General features: G+C 67.6%; 17 protein-coding genes. 5 read left to right on the forward strand and 12 right to left on the reverse strand.

Features of this window, described 5'->3' with window-relative positions; translation table 11 throughout:
• From OG474_RS13685 to OG474_RS13735, 11 genes are all read right to left on the reverse strand, one after another.
• Complete coding sequence (locus tag OG474_RS13685) at window positions 1–816, reverse strand: carbohydrate ABC transporter permease (RefSeq protein ID WP_405062639.1); 816 nt, start codon at window positions 814–816, stop codon at window positions 1–3.
• A complete protein-coding gene (locus OG474_RS13690) occupies window positions 813–1,709 on the reverse strand; it encodes a carbohydrate ABC transporter permease (protein WP_405062640.1) in 897 nt (298 codons plus the stop codon). The genes OG474_RS13685 and OG474_RS13690 overlap by 4 nt, the downstream gene beginning before the upstream one ends.
• 71 nt (window positions 1,710–1,780) lie before the next feature.
• Entirely contained in the window at window positions 1,781–2,467 is a 687-nt protein-coding gene (locus tag OG474_RS13695; protein ID WP_405062641.1) for an MgtC/SapB family protein, read from the reverse strand.
• 19 nt (window positions 2,468–2,486) lie between these two features.
• On the reverse strand, window positions 2,487–3,512 hold the full coding sequence (locus tag OG474_RS13700; RefSeq protein ID WP_405062642.1) for a 2-hydroxyacid dehydrogenase: 1,026 nt from the start codon (window positions 3,510–3,512) through the stop codon (window positions 2,487–2,489).
• 110 nt (window positions 3,513–3,622) lie between these two features.
• The gene (locus OG474_RS13705) at window positions 3,623–5,119 is read right to left on the reverse strand and encodes an FGGY family carbohydrate kinase (RefSeq protein WP_405062643.1); all 1,497 of its coding nucleotides are present in this window, start codon (window positions 5,117–5,119) and stop codon (window positions 3,623–3,625) included.
• 9 nt (window positions 5,120–5,128) lie between these two features.
• Window positions 5,129–5,917, reverse strand: coding sequence for a DeoR/GlpR family DNA-binding transcription regulator (locus OG474_RS13710; protein WP_405062644.1), 789 nt, complete (start codon window positions 5,915–5,917; stop codon window positions 5,129–5,131).
• Entirely contained in the window at window positions 5,914–6,528 is a 615-nt protein-coding gene (locus OG474_RS13715) for a histidine phosphatase family protein (RefSeq protein ID WP_405062645.1), read from the reverse strand. Before OG474_RS13715 ends, OG474_RS13710 begins: the two co-directional genes overlap by 4 nt.
• On the reverse strand, window positions 6,525–7,859 hold the full coding sequence (locus tag OG474_RS13720) for an FGGY-family carbohydrate kinase (RefSeq protein ID WP_405062646.1): 1,335 nt from the start codon (window positions 7,857–7,859) through the stop codon (window positions 6,525–6,527). Before OG474_RS13720 ends, OG474_RS13715 begins: the two co-directional genes overlap by 4 nt.
• Before the next feature lie 178 nt (window positions 7,860–8,037).
• Window positions 8,038–8,271 (reverse strand): hypothetical protein, encoded by a 234-nt coding sequence (locus OG474_RS13725; RefSeq protein ID WP_405062647.1) that lies wholly within the window; start codon window positions 8,269–8,271, stop codon window positions 8,038–8,040.
• 300 nt (window positions 8,272–8,571) lie between these two features.
• A complete protein-coding gene (locus OG474_RS13730; protein WP_405062648.1) occupies window positions 8,572–11,202 on the reverse strand; it encodes a hypothetical protein in 2,631 nt (876 codons plus the stop codon).
• A 69-nt stretch (window positions 11,203–11,271) separates the two neighbouring features.
• On the reverse strand, window positions 11,272–11,496 hold the full coding sequence (locus OG474_RS13735) for a hypothetical protein (protein ID WP_405062649.1): 225 nt from the start codon (window positions 11,494–11,496) through the stop codon (window positions 11,272–11,274).
• Between the two features lie 139 nt (window positions 11,497–11,635).
• On the opposite strand from OG474_RS13735, the gene OG474_RS13740 reads away from it, so the two are divergent.
• From OG474_RS13740 to OG474_RS13750, 3 genes are all read left to right on the forward strand, one after another.
• Window positions 11,636–13,078 carry a glycoside hydrolase family 43 protein gene (locus OG474_RS13740; protein WP_405062650.1) on the forward strand — a complete coding sequence of 481 codons (1,443 nt, stop codon included), beginning with the start codon at window positions 11,636–11,638 and terminating at the stop codon, window positions 13,076–13,078.
• 200 nt (window positions 13,079–13,278) lie between these two features.
• The gene (locus OG474_RS13745; protein WP_405062651.1) at window positions 13,279–14,001 is read left to right on the forward strand and encodes a hypothetical protein; all 723 of its coding nucleotides are present in this window, start codon (window positions 13,279–13,281) and stop codon (window positions 13,999–14,001) included.
• Window positions 14,002–14,119: 118 nt separating this feature from the next.
• A complete protein-coding gene (locus OG474_RS13750; protein WP_405062652.1) occupies window positions 14,120–14,851 on the forward strand; it encodes a hypothetical protein in 732 nt (243 codons plus the stop codon).
• A gap of 180 nt (window positions 14,852–15,031) precedes the next feature.
• Here OG474_RS13750 and OG474_RS13755 read toward each other — a convergent pair whose 3' ends face one another.
• Window positions 15,032–16,813: a serine/threonine-protein kinase gene (locus OG474_RS13755; protein ID WP_405062653.1), complete on the reverse strand. Its 1,782-nt coding sequence runs from the start codon at window positions 16,811–16,813 to the stop codon at window positions 15,032–15,034.
• Window positions 16,814–16,862: 49 nt separating this feature from the next.
• Between OG474_RS13755 and OG474_RS13760 the strand changes: the two genes are divergently transcribed.
• Both OG474_RS13760 and OG474_RS13765 read left to right on the forward strand, forming a co-directional pair.
• Window positions 16,863–17,423 (forward strand): RNA polymerase sigma factor, encoded by a 561-nt coding sequence (locus OG474_RS13760; RefSeq protein ID WP_405062654.1) that lies wholly within the window; start codon window positions 16,863–16,865, stop codon window positions 17,421–17,423.
• A 67-nt stretch (window positions 17,424–17,490) separates the two neighbouring features.
• Window positions 17,491–18,720 (forward strand): MFS transporter, encoded by a 1,230-nt coding sequence (locus tag OG474_RS13765; RefSeq protein ID WP_405062655.1) that lies wholly within the window; start codon window positions 17,491–17,493, stop codon window positions 18,718–18,720.
• Window positions 18,721–18,725 lie beyond the last annotated feature (5 nt).

Below are 18,725 nucleotides of genomic sequence, written 5' to 3' on the forward strand. Positions count from 1 at the left end.
TCATCCCTTCAACGCACCCTGCGTGATTCCGCCGACGATGTAGCGCTGGGCAATGAGGAAGATCAGCAACATCGGCGCGAGCACGAGCAGTGTCCCGGCCATGATCGTTCCCCAGTTGGCCAGCCCCTCCTCGTCCTTCAGGATCAGCAGTCCGACCGGCAGCGTCCGCATCGACGCGGTGTTCGTGACGATCAGCGGCCAGACGAAGTTGTTCCACTCCTCGACCGCCGTGATCACCACGACCGTGACCAGCATCGGCCGCGACATCGGCAGTACGACGCGCCACAGCGTCCGCAGATGGCCGGCGCCGTCGACCGCGGCGGCATCCGTCACCTCGGACGGCAACGTCAGGAAGTGCTGCCGCATCAGGAACGTCGCGAACGCCGAACCGATCCCCGGAATGATCAACCCGGCATAGGTATTGATCCAGCCCAACGTTGCCACGGTCAAATAGTTCGGCAGTAGCGTCACATGCCCCGGCACCATCATCGCGCCGAGCACCAGGAAGAACAGCACCTTCTTGCCCGGGAATCGCAGGTACGCGAAGGCATAAGCCGTCAGCACCGCGTTCGTCACCTTCAGGAGCGTCCCGGCAAGCGTGATCACCGTGGAGTTCACGAAGAAGCGATCGAACGGCGCCGCCTTCCAGGCCAGCGCGAAGTTCTCCCAGGTCAGGTGATCCGGCCACCACGAAGGCGGCCACTGGTAGATCTCGGCCGGCTGCTTGAACGCCGTCGACACCAACCAGTACAACGGCCCGAGGAACACCGCCGCGACCCCGACCAGTACGACGTACTGCAGCGCGCGCACCTTCATCGGTAGTGCACCCGCCTCTCCATGACTCGGGCCTGAACCGTGGTGACGACCAGGAGGATGACGAACATGATGATCGACAACGTCGCCGCGCGACCCGCGTTGAACGCCTGGAACCCTTCGTTGTAGATCGACCAGCTCAAGGTCGTGGTGGCGTCACCCGGCCCGCCGCCGGTCATCACCGCGATCACGTCGAAGGCCTGGAAGGTCCCGATCACCGTGGTGATCAGCAGGAAGAAGGTGATCGGCGCCAGCAGCGGAAGCTTGATCGCGCGGAACCGTCGCCAAATGCTCGCGCCGTCCATCACAGCAGCCTCGTCGAGCTCCTTCGGTAGCCCCTGCAGACCGGCCAGGTAGATGAGCGCGGCGAAGCCGGCGTTCTTCCACAGGTAGACGATCACGAGCCCGGGCAGCGCCCAGTCGGAGTTGTTCATCCAGTCGGGCGGCTCGGCGCCGAAGGCCAGCGCCCGCATCAACCCGTAGCCCGGGTCGAAGATGAACAACCAGATCGTCGCGACCGCCGCGCCGGACAACACATGCGGCGCGAACGCGATCGTCCGGACCGCGCCGCGCCCCCTCAGCGGCAGGTTGAACAGGAACGCGAGCGCCAGCCCGATCACCAGGCTTCCGGCGACGATCAGCCCGGTGAACAGGACCGTGATCCACAGGGTCCGGTGGAAGGCCGGATCGGTCAGCGTCCGCCCGTAGTTCGCCAGTCCGACGAACGCCGGCCGGGCCGCGATCATGTTCCAGTCGGTCAGGCTCAGGAACGCGTTGTAGAGGATCGGCCAGTAGGCGAAGACCGCGATCACCAGCAGGTTCGGCGCGACCAGCGCCGCGAACAGCCAGTACTCCCGTCGCCGCCGCGACCGCGGACCTACCGGATTCTCAGGCACGCCGTGAAATTATCACCAGATCATGGTGTCGTATAGAGAAAGTCTGTGATTTTCCATCCGATTTCACATCATCAGTCGCCGTCATCATCATCCCGCAGGCGGACGCCGGTCACGCCGTCGAGGTCGTTCAGTGCCAGCACGAGGTTCTGCAGTGGGGCGCGTCCGGTGAACCGCATCGACGCCCGGACCTGATGCCGGTCGACCTCGGTCCGCAGTACCGACGCCTCGAACCCCATCGTCGTCGCGGTCGCCAAGATCGCCCGCAGTACGCCGGCCCCGTCGTCGTACCGCACTGTCACGACGCGCCGCCGATCCGGCGACGGCAACCGCCGCCCCAACCAGCCGAAGGGCCCAACCGCCAGCAGATGCAGGAGAGTCGCGGCCACCGCGAGGATCGGCATCCCGGCGCCACAGGCCATCCCGATCGCGGCCGTCATCCAGATCGTGGCCGCGGTGGTGAGACCACGCACGACGTCGCGGCGCATGAAGATCACGCCCGCGCCGAGGAAGCCGACGCCGGAGACGATCTGGGCCGCGATCCGGGACGGGTCGAGCTTCACGTCCGGGCCGAGCACCTCCTGGAAGCCGAACCCGGAGACCAGCGTGAACAGGGCAGCACCGGTCCCTACGAGCGTGTGCGTCCGCATCCCGGCACTCTTCTGCTGCACCTGCCGCTCGATGCCGATGACCATCGACAGCACGAAGGCGATCAGCAGCAGGAGCAGTTCGGTCCAGGTGGAGGATGTTGCGAAGTTCATGTCCGTTCCGGTTCCCGTCCTAGGCCGAGACCAGTCCTGCCGGGTCCTTTCCGGCGAGGTACGCGGCGACGGCCTCCGCGGCGATCGATCCGGCCCGAAGCGCGGTCTGCCGCGTCGCTCCGGCCAAATGTGGGGTCAGCACCACATTGGGTGCGGTCAGCAACCGTGACCCCGCCGGCAGCGGCTCGACCGGGAAGACATCGAAGGCAGCCGCCCCCAACTGGCCTGATTCGAGGGCATCCACGGCTGCTTCGTAGTCGAGCAGCCCACCCCGCGCGGTATTCACCAGTACGCCGCCGCGCGGCATCCGCGCGATTTCGGCTGCACCGATCATGCCGCGGGTCTGATCGGTCAACCGCGCATGCAGGCTGACCACGTCCGACCGGCGCAGGAGGTCATCCAGCTCGACGACCTCGATCCCCGGCAGGACTCGGGCCGGATCGACGTACGGATCGGCGACGACCACGTGGGAGCCGAAGGCAAGCATCACCCGGGCGACTCGTTGCCCGATCGCGCCGTACCCGACCAGTCCGACGGTCGCGCCATCCAGCTCGACGCCACATTCGTCGTACGCGTAGAGGTCGCTGCGCCATTCGCCAAGCTCCAGCGTGCGATGCAGGCGCGGAAGGTTGCGCAAGGCCCCCATCATCAAGGCGACCGCGTGCTCGGCGGCAGCGGTCGCGTTACGTCCGGGGGTGGAGGCAACGATGATGCCGCGCTTGGTTGCCGCGGGCACATTCACGTTGACCGGACCACCCCGGCAGACGACCAGGAACCGCAGATCCGGCGCAGCGTCCAGCACCCGCTCGGTGAACGGTCCCATCTGCGTGACCGCCAACTCGACCCCAGGCAGCGCCGCGATCAACTGATCCTCGGCATCACTCGCCTCATCCACCTCGGCCACCGCGCCGTACGGCGTCAGCGGCCACGGCAAGGTGAGCTCGCGGAAGTCGAACTGCACACCCTCCAACGTGCCCAAAGCCGAGGCCAGCAACGAATTGCGGACGAAGTGATCACCGGCGAGCAGAGTGGTGACGGTTCTCATCGAGCTCCTAGTGGGCCGTGGTGGAAGTTGTTTGAGTGATTGCGGTGTTCAGGTGCGTGCATCGTGGGGGCTGAGGGGCGGCCTCGATGCCTTTCCATCGTGGCTGTTCCTCAGCTGCCGCGAGGCGCGTGCCTGGGCGCCGCAAGCGCCAAAGAACTTTCGCCACGGCCCACTAGGGTTGGTACTGGATCGGCCCAGCGGGGGCGGGCGTTCTCGATCCGGCGCAGGTAGTGGGCGTATCCCTCGGCGTAGAAGGCGGCGCGGCTCGGGTCCGGGTCGATCTGGCGTGTCGAGGCGATCCACTCCGGTCCGACCTCGTCACCCGCCGCACGTCGGGCGCAGATGACGGCGCCACGCGCGGCGACCTGTTCGGCCGCGGTCGTGTGCAGCGGTGCATTCAGTACGTCGGCGAGGATCTGCGTCCACTCGGCACTTCGCGCGCCACCGCCGCAGACCGTCACTCGGCCCGTCCAGCCTGCCGCTTCCAGGCAATGCCGAGCGGCGTATGCGATGCCCTCGCAGGTTGCGCGGATCAGGTCGGCAGTGGTCGTGGACAGCGAGAGGCCGTCGATGGTTCCGCGAGCACGGGTGTCGACGAACGGCGCGCGCTCCCCGGCCTCGGACAGATACGGCAGCACGGTCACGCCCTGCGCACCCGGTGGACTCTCGGCGAGGAACGCCGGCAGCTGGTCGGTGCCCGCGCCCACCAATCCAAGTACGCGGTCGAGCGCCGCCGTACCGACCATGGCCGGCATCGCCCGCAACCACAGTCCAGGCGTCCAGGTACCGAGGAACAGCCCGGCCGGATCGCTCGGGATGGATCGAGTGACCACCTGGCAGGCGAGCGTCGTACCGACGGTCAGCAAGGCATCGCCGGGCGTATCCACCCCAGCCCCGGCCGCAGCCGCCGGCAGGTCATAAGGCCCGGCCGAAACCCGCGTCCCCCGAGCCATCCCGGTCGAGTCATCCCGCAACTCGCCCACCGGACCGCCCGATGCCACGGGCGCGAGCAAGTGGCGCAGCTCCGACAAGCCAGTCGCGGCCAGCGCCTCGTCGTCGTACGAACCGGTCCGCGGATCAAGGAACGGAGCCGAAGCATCCGACACATCCGTCGCGCGCACCCCGGTCAGTGCCTGCATCACCACGTCCTTGCAGTACGCCGCTGTCGCCGCCGACGCGATCACCGCCGGCTCCTCAGCCAGTACGGCGGCCAGCAGCGGACCGGATGCGCCCGGGAACATCCGGTTGCCGGAGCGCCGAAACACCTGCTCAGCAACGCCATCCGCGGTCCACTGCTCGAGAATTCCGCTACTGCGCGCATCCAGCCACGAGATCGCCGGCCGCACCGCAGCTCCGTCAGCATCAACGAGCCAGAGCCCGTCACCCTGCGCGGTGATCGCCAGGACCCCAGGTTCACGCCCGACCGAAGCAGCCAGCTCGCCGACCACGTCGTTGACCGAGGCAACGATCTCGGCGGTCTCGTGCTCGAACCGCCCGGCCGACGGCCGCACCAACCGGGTCGGCCGAGACGCCTCGGCCAACGGCCGGCCGTTCTCGAACGCGACCGCCTTCGTGACAGTGGTGCCGACGTCCACGCCGACGTCCATTGGTGCCTCCTAGAAGGTAGCGACCTCCACGGTCACCCCTTGGTCGCGCAGTGGGCGGATCAGTTCGTCGGGGGTCTTCTCGTCGACCACCACGACGTCGAAGTCGCTCAGTGGCGCGAGCCGGTGCAGGGCGGTGCGCTGCAGCTTGGCGTGATCGACCAGCAGCACCTTGGTCTTCGCCGCACGCAGCATCGCGCGCTTCACCAGGACGATCTCCTCCTCCTGGTGGAACGCGTGCGTCGGCGAGACCGCCGACACCGAACAGAACAGCAGGTCGGTGTGCAGCGCCTCGACGGCCTCCGCACACGGCATCCCGCCGAACGAGTCGTGGGTAGCCGAGTAGATGCCACCGAGCGCGACCAGCGTGATATCCCGGCGGTCGGTCAACCGGGTGATCGCGGGCAGGAAGTTCGTTGCCACCGTCAACGGGGTGATGTCCTCGAGCAGGTCGACCAGAGCGAGCGCGCTCGTCGAGTCGTCCAGCATCACCGACATCCCAGGCTCGATCAGCGTCCGCGCGTACCGGGCCAGCGCAGCCTTCTCGGTCTGCGCGGTGTTCAGCCGGTACGCGACATTGCTCTCGAAGACGCTCGTCGGCTGCGCGCTGACGCCGCCGCGATACTTTCGAACCACGCCTTGGCGTTCCAGCTCATCCAGATCGCGATGCACCGTCATCACGCTGACGCCGAACGCCTCGACCAGGTCGTTGGCCGACACCGAGCCGTGCTCGACGACGTACGCCGCGATCTCGGCCTGCCGGCGTGCGGGACGACTCAGCTCACCGTCGGTCTCTGTCACGGGTTCTCCATTCGTACTGCTGGAACGTTGTACGCCTCTAGCCCCACTGTGCCGTGCGTACTGCGGAAGCGCACGAGCGCCGCGGGACCGAGTGCAGGAAGAAGTCTGCGGTAGTCGGTCAAACGCAACCCGAGCACCCTGCACACGAGAAGGCGGATCAGCGTGTTGTGAGCGATCACCAGGACCTTGCCACCCTGATGTTTCCGCTCGATCTCAGCGAAGACCTCGGCGACCCGATCGGCTGCTTCCGCCGGGTCCTCGCCGCCCGGGAAGTGGTCGCGGACCGGGTCGAGCTCGAACGCCGCAGCAACCGCGGGCGGCAGCTCGGCAAGTCGCTTCCCTTCGGCCGATCCGAAGTCGACCTCTCGCAACCTCGCATCGAGGATCGGCTCCAGATCAAGGACCGAGGCAGTCGGCGCGGCGGTCTGCCTGGCTCGTAGCATCGGCGAGCACCACAGCGCATCCGGCGCGAAGTCGGTTGCCCAATCCCGTAGTTGCTCGGCCTGCTGCTGACCGACCTCGTCGATCGGCAGATCGGACGAGCCGGTGTAGCGGTTGCCGTGATGCCAGGCTGTCCGCCCATGCCGGGCCAGCACGATCGTGGTCCTCATCCGCGATACCCCCGCGCATCCAGCTCCGCCACGAAAGCGGCGTACAGGTCGTCGAGGCGGCTCGGTCGCGGCTCGAGAACGCGATCGACCCGGACCATCCGCCGGGCGGTTTCGGTCACCGAGCCACCCTGCGATGCGGCCAGAACAGCCATCCCGTACGCCGGATCTGCGGCCGCCGGAAGTTCAACCGGTACGCCGAGGGTGTCGGCGCGAAGCTGGTTCCAGTACTGACTGCGCGTCGCGCCACCGGTGAGGGAGACGCGGCGAACCGGATCCGCCCCGAGCGCGCCGAGGTGTTCGAAGGCGAGCCGCTCGACGAACGCAACGCCTTGCAGAACCGCGACATAGGTATCCAGTTCGCTGTCGACCCGTCCCAGCGTGAAGCGCTCAGCCTGCGGCGCGACGAACGGGAACCGCTCGCCCACCTTGGTCAGCGGGTAGGTGACTGCGTCGACAGGCTGAGCGGCGTGGTCGAGCGCGTCGAGGTCCGCACCCGGAAGCAACTCAGTCAGTACGCCGGCGCCGCTGCTGGAGGCTCCACCAGGAAGCCAACCGCCGTCGGGGTGCACGTGGCTGTAGACCGCGCCGGTCGGATCGTCGAGCAGTTTCTCGCTCACGCCTTTCAGGACGAGCGTCGTACCGAGCACCGAGTTCCAGTCCCCTGGTGCCAGCGCACCGGCTGCGATCTGGGCAGCGCAGCCGTCCGTCATTCCGGCGTACACGGAAACTCCGGCCGGGGTGCGGCCGAGCTCAGTCCCGGGACGCACCACCTCGGGGAAGATCTCGATCGGCAGGCCGAGTTTGTCGAAGGCTGCGGTCGGCCAACTGTTCGCGACCAGGTCGTAGCCGGTCTTCAGGGCGTGACTCGTGTCGGTCGCCACCGGGTGCCCGACCAGATGCGCCGCGACGAAATCAGCACTGTGGATAACCCGGTAACTACTGTTGGCAACCAGGTCGAGTACCTTCGGCAGGGCCCAGGTGGGCTGCATCGAGGTCGCCCAGCGATCCGGGTCGGCGTCCACGATGTGGACACGACGGGCGGCCGAGCGGGCGTCGTCGTACATCAGAGCCCGGGTCAGCGGGCGGCCGGCAGGGTCGGTCAGCAGGAAGGTGCCGGAGGTGGAGCAGATCGCGATGCCGGTCGGGACCCCGCCGATGTCAACCAGACAGGCGTCGACGGCGTCGAGCCATTGCTGCGGATCCTGCTCGTGGCGGACGCCCTCGCGGAAGCTGGTCAGCGGCCGAGACGCCCGGGCCAGCACTTCGCCGTCGGGATCGACCAGCACGGCCCGCACGCTCTGCGTGCCGAGGTCGATGCCGATCCAGGCCACAGCGACTCTCCCCTCAGACTGTTAGATCAGTTGAGAAGATAACACTGAGCTGCGTTAAGAGGCTAGAACCGAGTCGGCTCCCGCTGCCTCGGGGGCGACGGGAGCCGGTTCGCCGACCGCCGACTGCGCCTGTAAGTAGGCGGGGCGAACAGCTGGTGACACGAAGACTCAGCGGGACTCAGGCGTGCATCAGGACGAGCGACGGGTCCGCGGTGGCCAGCTCGGAGCGGCCGGCGTCGACGGAACCGAAGGCGCCGAGCGGACCGGTCGCCGGGCGACCGGTGCGGCCGACCCAGAAACCCCAGTCCTCCGGGGCGTCCGGCCAGGCGGGATCCGGCTCCCAGCCAGGCGGCGGCCGCCAGGTATCGCTCGGCAGCGCGGGCCAGTCAGGCGGCGGATTGAATCGGTACACGGGCGGTCCTTCCCAGATTCCCCAGCAAATCTGTGCCGTTGATCCGAACTGTCTGACTGATCAACGACCTGGCGCGCCGAAGGTCACGACTAAATCTTCGTAAAGTTTTCCGGCACGGCGCCTATGCAATCACCGTCGTCGCAGCGCGGCAAGCAACAGCTCACTCCCCGGACTGCACGTGCACCCGCAGAACCGGTTGCTGCCCCTGCGAGCGCAGCGAGCAAATGTAGAGACTTATCCACAGGCTGTGGGGATATCTACAGGGACAACCGGTTCAGCAACGCTCTGTTGCCTAGGGCACTAGGGCGTGTTCAGCCGGTCCCGGACCCGGTGATGGCCGGTGAGCGACTCGGCCAGCGAGTAGCCGAGTGAGCGGTAGGCCTCGAAGTCCCACTCGTCGTAGAACTGATCGCTGGTCGCCGTCCGCGGGAACGCCGGGTTCCGGCCGGCGTAGACCTCGAGATCCCAGTCGAGGCCGCCCGTCAGAACCGCCTTCACGAAGAAGATCTCCGTCTTGTACGGCTTCTCCTCGCCCTTGGCCTGCGGATGCGTCGCGATCCCGTAGACCCAGGCCCGGTCCGCGCGCGCCTTGCCGCCGCGGATCATCGGCTTCGGGTCGACGTCGATCTGGATGCCGTGGTCCATCCGGGCGGTCGCGATCGCCTCGGCCAGTGCGCTGAACCGATCCTCCGCGTCGTTCGACGCATCGATCACGATCACCTGGGCCGGTTTGCGGCGGAGCGCCTCGACCAGGCCGAGGTTGTCGTAGTGGCCGCCATCGGTCACGTAGATCCGCCGGTCGTACATCGACGGCGACCCGACCGCCTCCCTCAGCAGGCGATACGGACCAGGCTTGTCGATCACGCTGCCGACGTACCGGCTGAGCTTGGGGAAGAAGCCGTGCACCTCGGGGAACGCATCTTCTGCGCGGTTGTTCCAGTACGGGTTCGGCAGCCAGACGCCAAGACGTGCATTCAGTACGGCGAGCAGCAGGCGAACCGGCCGGGTCCGCCCATTCACGCGGCCGGTCAGCGGGCTGAGGGCGGCACCGCTCATCGCCATCGCAGCCGGCACGGTCACCTCGCGCAGCAGGACATCGGCCTCACGCTCGTAGTCCGCGGTCCGGCGGCGGCCGCCGTCCGGGAGCGAACGGTCGCCGATGATGCCGATGCAGTCCGCGTCGAAGACGAACGGCACGCAGTCGCGCTGGGTCGGGACGAAGTCCGCGTCCTCGACGTTCGCGACGCCGGCGATGACGAGGCGCGGCCCGGCCGTGTTCGGCTTCGCCCAGTCCGAGTAGCGCAGGCGCTTGTAGTAGTCGATCGCGGCCGCGGAGCCGTTGGGCTTGCGCTCCACCAGGAACGCACGCGACAACCGCTCGCGGTAGAACGAGTGCAGCGACGTACGGTTCGCGTCGGTGAACACCTTGATGGCCCCAGCGATCGCGGCCAGGATCACCGCGACTCCCCAGTCCTTCTGGTAGTTCTCCTCGATCGCGTAGCCGCCGGTCCAGCGCAGCAGCACGATGGTCGCGGCCAGCACGATGATCGCCGTACCCGCCCAGGGCGCGAGCTTTGTCTGCGCGAACGCGAGCAGGCGATCCCTGAGCTTGGACGACTCCTTGCCCTCGCTGGCCAGACCGTTCCAGACCGAGCGGCCGAGACCGATCAGTACGACGACCAACGCACCGAACGACGCGACACCTTGTTTGGTCGGATCCACCAACGCCAGCAGGGCGGACGGCAATCCGCTGTCACCTGGCAACTGGCCGAGCAGGTAGAGACCACCGGGTACGCCGAGGAGCAGTACCGCGACTGGTGCGCCGTACCGGAGGGAGACGCTGCCGATCGAGTTCAGCACCTTGCGGACGATGTCGGGCATCCGTGCCCAGCGGTCCCAGACCTTCTCGATCAGGAACATGGCGGCACTGACCGCGAGCAGGCCGACCGACAGCGCGAGGAAGTTCCACGAGCCGTCCGGCCGCCAGGTCACGTGGATCTCGGTGTAGCCGTCGACGATCACCCGCTGGTTGTCGAGGAACCAGCCGAGGACCCAGGCGATCGCGCGCAGCACGATGCCGATCAGCAGGAGGTTGACGACCAGACCGAAGAGGACGGACAGACCGGCCAGGAAGACTGCGCGACCGCCTTGGAGCAGATACCGCGTCTGGCGGCGGAGGCGGGCGAGTTCGGGCGAGCCTTGGGCGAACGGGTCCTTGACGGCGCGACGCAGGACGTGGAACGCGGCGGCCGTGTAACCGCCGCCGCTCACGCCGATGACGGTGGAAGCCTTGTCGTACAAGCCGAGTTCGCGCAGGTGCTGGAGGGCGCCGAGGCAGAAGGAGGCCGAGCGGATACCACCGCCAGAGCAGGTGATCACCAGCTTGCCGGCGTCCGGGCTGTCCTGCTCCTGGCTCGGGGTGAACTTGGCCGGCAGTTCGAGCTCGACGCCGTACAGCTTCTGCTGGCCGTAGCGGCTGGTCGCGAAGTAGCAGACCGCGAGGACGAGCCAGCCGACCAGGAAGGTCACGCCCATCACCGTGGTGAGCAGGCCGGTCGACAGGTCCGCGCAGGCGGTGCCGCCGAAGTCCGACCAGAGCTTGAGGTCCTCGAAGACGTCGAGGACCGCGGCCGCGAAGACGAGCCACGCACCGATCGCCGCAACCTTGCGCCAGGACTGATGATTCAGGAACCGGACGTATTTGTAGCCCCGGTACGCCGCGTAGACGTAGGCCATGATGAAGGTCGCGTCGACCAGCAGCGACAGCCGACCGGGGACCTCACAGCTGCCGCCGGCAGCGACCGCGTTGCGCATCGGCCATTGCACGACGAGCAGGACGATCGCCAACTGCAGTGTCCTGGTGAAGGTTCTGCGCCGGCCGATCTGCTCGATCGTGGCCTCACCCTTGGTACCTTCCGATTCCCCCAACATCGCTCCATGATGAAGCCCTGTCACTACTGGTTACCAGGGCTCACCAGGTCTCACCAGGTCTCGATCCGGCTACGCGGCCACCGACTCCATGCTGATCCGGTTCAGAAGAATGCCTGCGGCAACGGCCTGGTCCAGTACGGCGAGCTGCCCGCACGCCAGCCGGATCGCCTCGGCCTGGGACCGGCAGCCGGCGACGTACCAGTACGGATCGTCGGGCTGACGATCGTCCGCGTCGTCGATGTCGGCGTACCAGGAGTCCTCCCGGTAGTGCACGACCCGCACCTTGAGCTTCATGCGAGCTACGACGCCGGTCGTCCCCGGCCGGTTCCGGGCAGTGCTGTTCGACCGTGGTGTGAACTGTTTACATCGTCGTACAGCGCCGGTAGAAAGTGCCTCTACAACGTTGGCACAGCGGCTCGGAAGAGGTCTTGCCATGAGGTTCGCCCGCACCGTCCTCGCTACCCTGCTCGCCGCCGTCCTGGTCGGGACGGTCGCGAGCACCGCTCCAACAGTCAAAGCTCAGGCTGCCGAACCACAGGAGCACGCGGCGATGTCACAGACGTTCCGGAACCCGGTGAACCCGTCGGCGGATCCCTCGATGCTGGTCTACAACGGCAAGTACTACGTCGCGACCACCCGCGGCGACCGGATCGGCATCTGGTCGTCGAACAGCCTTGCCACGCTACTGATCCAGCCCGAACAGGTCGTGTGGCGCGACAGCGATCCGAGCCGCAACACGCAGATGTGGGCACCGGCGTTCCGGCACGTCGGGAACCGTTGGTACATCTACTACACGGCCTCCGACGGCGTGGATTCCAACCACCGCATGTACGTGCTCGAGTCCGCGGGCAACGACCCGCTCGGGCCGTACTCGTTCAAGGCGAAGATCGCCGACTTCGGTGAGTACGCGATCGACGGTGAGCCGATCACGGTCAACGGCCAGCAGTACTTCGTCTGGACCGGACCCGGACGTGGCATGGGCGGACCGCAGCAGCTGTACATCGTCCGGATGAGCAACCCCTGGACGTCCGTGGGTCAGCGGGTCGCGATCCCGGCCGACGGCGGCTGCAACGAGGTCCGCGAAGGGCCGACTCCGCTCTACGGCCGCGATCGGATCTTCTTGACCTATTCGAGCTGCGACACCGGCAAGCCGGACTATCAGCTGTGGATGAAGAGCCTGGCCAACAACGCCGACCCGATGGTCGCCTCGAACTGGCAGCAGCACCCGGGCCCGATCTTCTCCCGCAACGACTCCACCGGCGTCTGGGGTCCCGGCCACCACTCGTTCTTCAAGTCGCCCGACGGCACCCAGGACTGGATCGCCTACCACGGCAAGAACACCAGCAACTACACCTACAACTTCCGCACCTCCCGCGCGCAGAAGATCAGCTGGAACGCCGACGGTACGCCGAACCTCGGCAGCCCGCTCGCCGCCGGGGCCACCCAGAACCTGCCCTCCGGTGACCCGGGCTCGGCCAACTACTGGATCAACGACACCCAGGTCGGCACCGGCCTCAACCAAGTTGAGTACACCGGTAACTGGAGCTCCGGATCCGGCTGTGGCAACCAGTGCTTCTGGAGCGACGACCACTGGAGCGGCGAAACCAACGCCACCGCCACCATCCGCTTCAACGGCACCCGCGCAGCCCTGCTCAGCGTCATCGACGCCGGTAATGGCATCGCCGCCATCTCCGTCGACGGCGGGCCCGAACAGCGCGTCGACTACTACAGCTCCATCCGCGTAGGCGAACACCTCACCTACGTCACCCCCACCCTGTCGGCCGGCCAACACACCCTCAAGGTCCGTGTCACCGGCGATCGCAACCCGTCCTCCGGCGGCTCGATCATCAGCCTCGACCGCATCGAGGTCTACTGATCCACCCTTGAGCACCCGCCAACCATTCCGGGCGCGTGAAAGTGGTTGATGCGTGCTCAAGGCACCGCGGCCGACACCTTTGAGCACGCACCAACCATTCCTGGGGCTTCCAGATGGTTGGTGGGTGCACAAAGGGCGGCGGCGACACCCCGGGCGAACCGATTTGGGTTGGGGGGCCGGGAGCCTGAGAGGATGTCTCGGTGCGCGCGAAGCGGGTGGTGCTGGTCGGCGGGTTGGTACTCGCGACCGTGCTTGGCGTCGCCGGGGGCTACTACGCCGGCGAGGTGACCAAGTCGCCGTACCCGGTCGCCTCCGGAGTTGCTGCTCCGCTCGGCGCTGTGACGGCCTCGCCGACCGAGGGGCCGTTGCCGCGCAAGACGCCGAAGCCCGACGGGTACACCCCGCTGAACGCCAAGGACCTGAAGTTCCATCGGGTGAACGTCACGGTCGATCTCGTGGCGGTCGGTGGGATCGACCCGCCACCGGTCCGGATGTCGGTGCTGGTGCCGATCGGGTGGGAGCTGTTGCTGACCGAGAAGGGTGAGGTCAAGTACCAGGACCCGTCGCATGCCCGCTGGATCCGGCTGGCGACGGTCTTCCCGGTCAAGGCGACCCCCAGGCAGAAGCGGGACCAACTGGTTCCCAATCTGAAGGCGAACGTCTCGTACGAGAACAACCTCAAGATCATCGACCAGTCCGACGACGTCCTCGACGAGGACGACGGCGACCAGCGGCAGGTGTCGACCCTGCGGTACTCCTACATTCCGCAGGAGTGGACCCGGCCGGTGGTCGTGAAGTACGTCGCCACCTCCGGCCGGAGCGGCGCGAACATCGAGATGTCGATCACCGGGCTGGCCCATGACCAGAAAGCACTGGATCTGATCGCGGACAAAGCGGCAGAATCGGTCACGCCGAAAGACTGAGACAATGTCTCTTCCGCCCAGAGAGACTTTCACGGAATTGTTACCCGGCTGACGCAACCGCGAGCCCGGTCACGAGGTCTTCTCCAGTAGGTGGGTTTTCTGGGGAGGTGGGGCACAGATGGCACGTCGGGGGACTGCACTGCTGGCGTCCGGTCTGGTGGCGATGATCGCCATCGGCGGCGCCGGCGGGTACGGCGTGGGCTGGCTGACCGCTCTGGACCGCTCGATCTCGGCCACCGGCAAGCCGATGCCCCTCGGCCAGATCGACCTGTTGAAGACGCCGGCGCCGCCCTCCACGACTCCGATCCCGGTCGACTCGCGCAAGCCGGTGCCGGACACCAGCAAGCCGCTACGGGCCGGCGCCTTGAGGTACAAGACCCAGACCGTCACGGTCCGCGGCACCCTCAAGTCGGAGGTCTCCCTGAAGGTCCCGATCGGCTGGGTGTACACGCCGCAGTCCGACGAGGACACCGCCCGGTTCAACGAAACCACCAAGCGCTACCTGCGGTTCCAGGCCGGCTTCCCCCGGACCCGGCCGCCGTCCGCCTCGATGGCCGCGAAGGTCCACGACCTGACCAATCTCGAGGAGAGTCAGCAGGTCAGATTCATCTCCCAGGTCGACGACGGCGACGTCGCGACGCTGGCCTACGAGTGGGTCCCTCCGGAGAGCATCTCGAAGAATCCGATCCTGCGGCTCGTCATCGTTCGCTGGGTCGCGGACGAGAGTGGCGACGTGGCCGTCGAGCTCGGCGTCACCGGGCTGCCGCAGGATGCCGCCGCTCTCCGGGCCGTCATCGACCACGCCTCGGAGAGCGTCGTACGGCGCGATATCCCGCTCGCGCCGTCCTGACGGTTCAGCAGTCGGCGGGCCAGATGGTGCGGAAGATCGACGAACGCAGCCGGTAGAAGCGGCGGCGGGTGGACTGGATCAGGGCAGGGGACGGGCGGAGCCGTTCCGTGGCGATACGCACAGGGGTTTCCTCAGACAGGGTTGAGCACGAGCGGGCAGGCGCTCATCCCCCCTGTGGCCTCAGCTGATGAGACCGACCGAGCCGGCGATCTCCCTGGCTCGTGCGCGGTCGTCACCAGGCATCAGAACCTGGATGAGCATCGAGCCGCCGGTCCCCGTCACGACGACTCGTTGGAGGAGCATACCGCCGTCCGGACCGCACTTCTGCCAGAACTGCTCACTGAAGTTCACCTCGCCGGGACCCCACGGGGTCGGCGCTTCCTTGATCTGGCACTGGAAGCTGTTGTCGGTCGTGAGCTTGACCTGCGCGGCCGGGATCCCGGTCACTCCGACGAAGACTCCCGCGCCCGATCCCCACGCACTCTGCTCGCTGATCCGCACGGCCGGAAGCGACTGGGTGCTGCCCGGCGGCTGCCACGGCTCCTCGGCGACCGACTTCAGCCAGCCGCGCGGCACGTCGAGCGAAAAGCCCCCGTAGTTCACCGCCACCAACTGCCGAGCCGACAGATACCGCTGGCCTTCGAAGCCGGCCCCGCCACCGATCGCGAGAGCCAGTACGGCGGCAATCACCCACCGGGCCCGCCGCCGCTTCCGCGGTTTCACGGGAGCCGTTGCCGTGTCACCCGATCCACCGAGTCCGCCGGCGATTCCCAGCACCTCGGCGTCGACAGTCGCCGTACCGGCCTCGTCGGCTGCGGCCTTGTCCTGCACGGGTTTGGTGGTCGTGGTCCCTGCAGCCACTGGCTCAGTGACCGCAGCGCTAGCTGCGGCGGCTTCGGCGGCGCGGGCCTTCTTGGATCGCTTCTTGCCGGTCGTGGTCTCCGCGGCCGCAGTGGTCGTCGTGGGGTTGGCCGCGGTCTCGTCGTCCGCGTCGACCGTCTCGGCCTTGCTGTCGACGGTGGCTCCGGCCTTGACGATCGTCGGCTGGTTGGCCTCGCTGAGCGCGGTCACCTCGCCGTCGTCGTCCCCTTCGCCGACCGTGATGACCTCGCGGGACTTCCCGAGGAACCCATGGGTGGTCTCGTCGAGCGCCCCGACAAGCTCACGAGTGAACGTCGGTACGTCGGGCCAGCGCTTCGACCGGTCCGGGTCGAGGGCGCGCACGATCGCGGCGTCGATCTGGTCCGGCAGCTCGAATCCGAGCGAGCTCGGCGGCGGCGGAGCCTTCACCCGGCCGGCCGCGCCCAATCCGTCCACCTGGTGCGGCGAGCGGCCGGTCAGAGCGGCGTACGCGACGGCTCCCAGCGAGTACTGATCGGCGCGCTGGTCGAGCCGCTCACCCATCGCCTGCTCAGGAGCGACGTACGACGGGGTGCCGCCGGGCAGCGTGATCCTCGACACCTCGTCGAGGGACTTGCCGAGGCCCAGGTCGGACAGGACCGCCCGCTCACCGTCGTCGTCGGTGCTGCGGAACAGCACGTTGGCCGGCTTCACGTCGCGGTGCAGCAGCCCGCGCCGGTGCAGCGCCTGGAGTCCCCGGCCGATCTGCACGACCACGTCGACGGCCACCGGGAGCGCCAGCGGCTCCTTCTTGAGCCGGTCGGCGAGCGTGCCGCGGTCGGCGTAGGTCAGGACCAGGAACGGCCGGCCGTCCTCCAGCTCGCCCACATCGTGGACCTGGACGACGTGTTCGGACTCGACACGGCGCAGGAACCGGCCCTCTTCGAGGAACCGGCGGCGCACGGTCTCGTCGTGCCCCCAGTTGTCCGCGAGCACCTTGATCGCCACTTCGGCGTCCAGTTGCTCATCGTGAGCGAGCCATACCGTAGCGAAACCGCCTGAGCCCAGGCGGCGGCGCACGATGTAACGGCCTAGTCTGGTTGGGACCCCCATACAAGGCATTATGTAGTACGGAGAGTCCCTGACCGGGGCCGAGACAGTAAAGGCGCAGATGAGCGAGAGCACCAGCCCGGCCGATGAGCTCGCGCTGCTGGCCGAGCAGGCCCAGGCAGGCGACAAGAACGCGATGGACGACCTGCTCCGGCTGGTCCATCCGCGCGTCCTACGGATCTGCCGCAGTGTCCTGCCGTACTCCGCGGACGCCGAGGACGCGGCTCAGGAGGCTCTGCTCAACATCGCCACCAAGATCAACTCGTTCTCGGGCCGGAGCAGCTTCTCGACCTGGGTGCACTCGGTGGCGGCCAACTCGGCCCGCTCGACGTACCGCAAGCTGAAGCGCACCGCCCAGGCGGCGCACAACCCGGAGACGATGGAGAAGCCGGACCCGCGCACCACGAGCGTGATCGCCGGCACCCGTCTGGACCTCCTGGAGGCCCTGGAGACGCTCGAGCGCGACCGTCCGCAGATGGTCACCCCGCTCGTCCTGCGCGACGTCTACGGCCTCTCGTACGAGGAGATCGCGAAAGAGGTCGGTGCCCCCTTGGGCACGGTCAAGTCGCGGATCCACGACGCCCGCGAGGTCGTCCGCCCGCTGCTCCGCCCGAAGGACTGACCAATTGCACGAAGCTGCAGACCGTGAGGTCTGCCGCTAGCCCCTGAGTGGACATAACCTCGCGAGGATGTCCACACGGGGGCTCTTCCACAACGGCGACTACCTGAAGCTGCTGACCGGTCAGACCGTCAGCTCGCTCGGGTCGGCGATGAGCGGCTTCGTCTTCACGCTGCTCGGCCTTGCCATCACCGGCTCGCCGGTCCAGGCAGGTCTCGTCGGTACGGCGGCCTCCCTCGGCTCGCTCCTCACCGCGCTACCGGGTGGGGCGCTGGCGGATCGGTGGAGCCGCCGCAAGATCCTGATCGGCTACAGCTTCCTCGGTGCTTTTCTGTTCGGCTCGGTGGCCGTTGCCGGCTGGCTGGGGCATCTGACGCTTCCGCACCTGATGGTGGTCGGTCTGCTCAACGGCGCCGGCTACAGCTTGTTCATGCCCGCGGAGACCGCCGCGCTGCGGCAGATCGTCGCCCCGGAGGACCTCAGCACCGCACTCGCCACCGCGCACGGGCGGCAGAACGTCGCCGCGCTGACCGGCGCACCCCTCGGTGGTCTGCTCTTCTCGATCGGCCGGGTGATCCCGATCGCCGCCGACGCGGTCTCGTACCTGGTGATGGCGGTCATGCTCACGACGATCCGCCACCCGCTGCCGGCCACGAAGCCCGAGGGCGGCGCGCACGAGCCGATGCTGAAGGCGATCCGTACCGGGCTGGCCTGGCTTCTGAGCCATCGCGACCTACGGACCATCGCGGTCGTCGCGACCCTGCTCAATTTCGCCGCGAACGGGACGATCCTGGTGCTGATCCTGAGCATGCAGCAGCGTGGCGTCCACGCTCCGGTGATCGGCCTGCTGGAGACCGCGATGGGGGTTGGCGGGCTCGCCGGCGCTTTCGCGGCGCCCCGGCTGCTGGCGAAGTACAGCACCGGGCGGATCACGATGGTCGGTTCCTGGGTCATCACGGTCGCGTTCGCGGCGACGGCCGCCAGCACGAAGACCGCCGTACTGATCGTGCTGCCGGCATTCGCGGTCTTCCTGCTGCCCGCGCTGAACTCCGGACTGTTCGGATATCAGATGCTGATCACCCCGGATCAGCTGCAGGGCCGGGCGCAGAGCGCCTTCATGTTCATGTCCAACGGCGCCGCCCCGCTGGCACCGTTCCTCGGTGGGCTCCTGCTGGGGACGCTCGGGGCACAGACAGCCCTGCTGATCTTCGGCGGCCTGCTCGCGGTCGGTTCGGTCCTGCTCACGCTCAGTCGACCGATCCGCTCGATTCCGTTGCTCTCCGAGGTCAAAGCGGCCTGACTTTC

Origin of the sequence: Kribbella sp. NBC_01505, assembly GCF_045040285.1 — a bacterium.
GTDB lineage: Bacteria > Actinomycetota > Actinomycetes > Propionibacteriales > Kribbellaceae > Kribbella.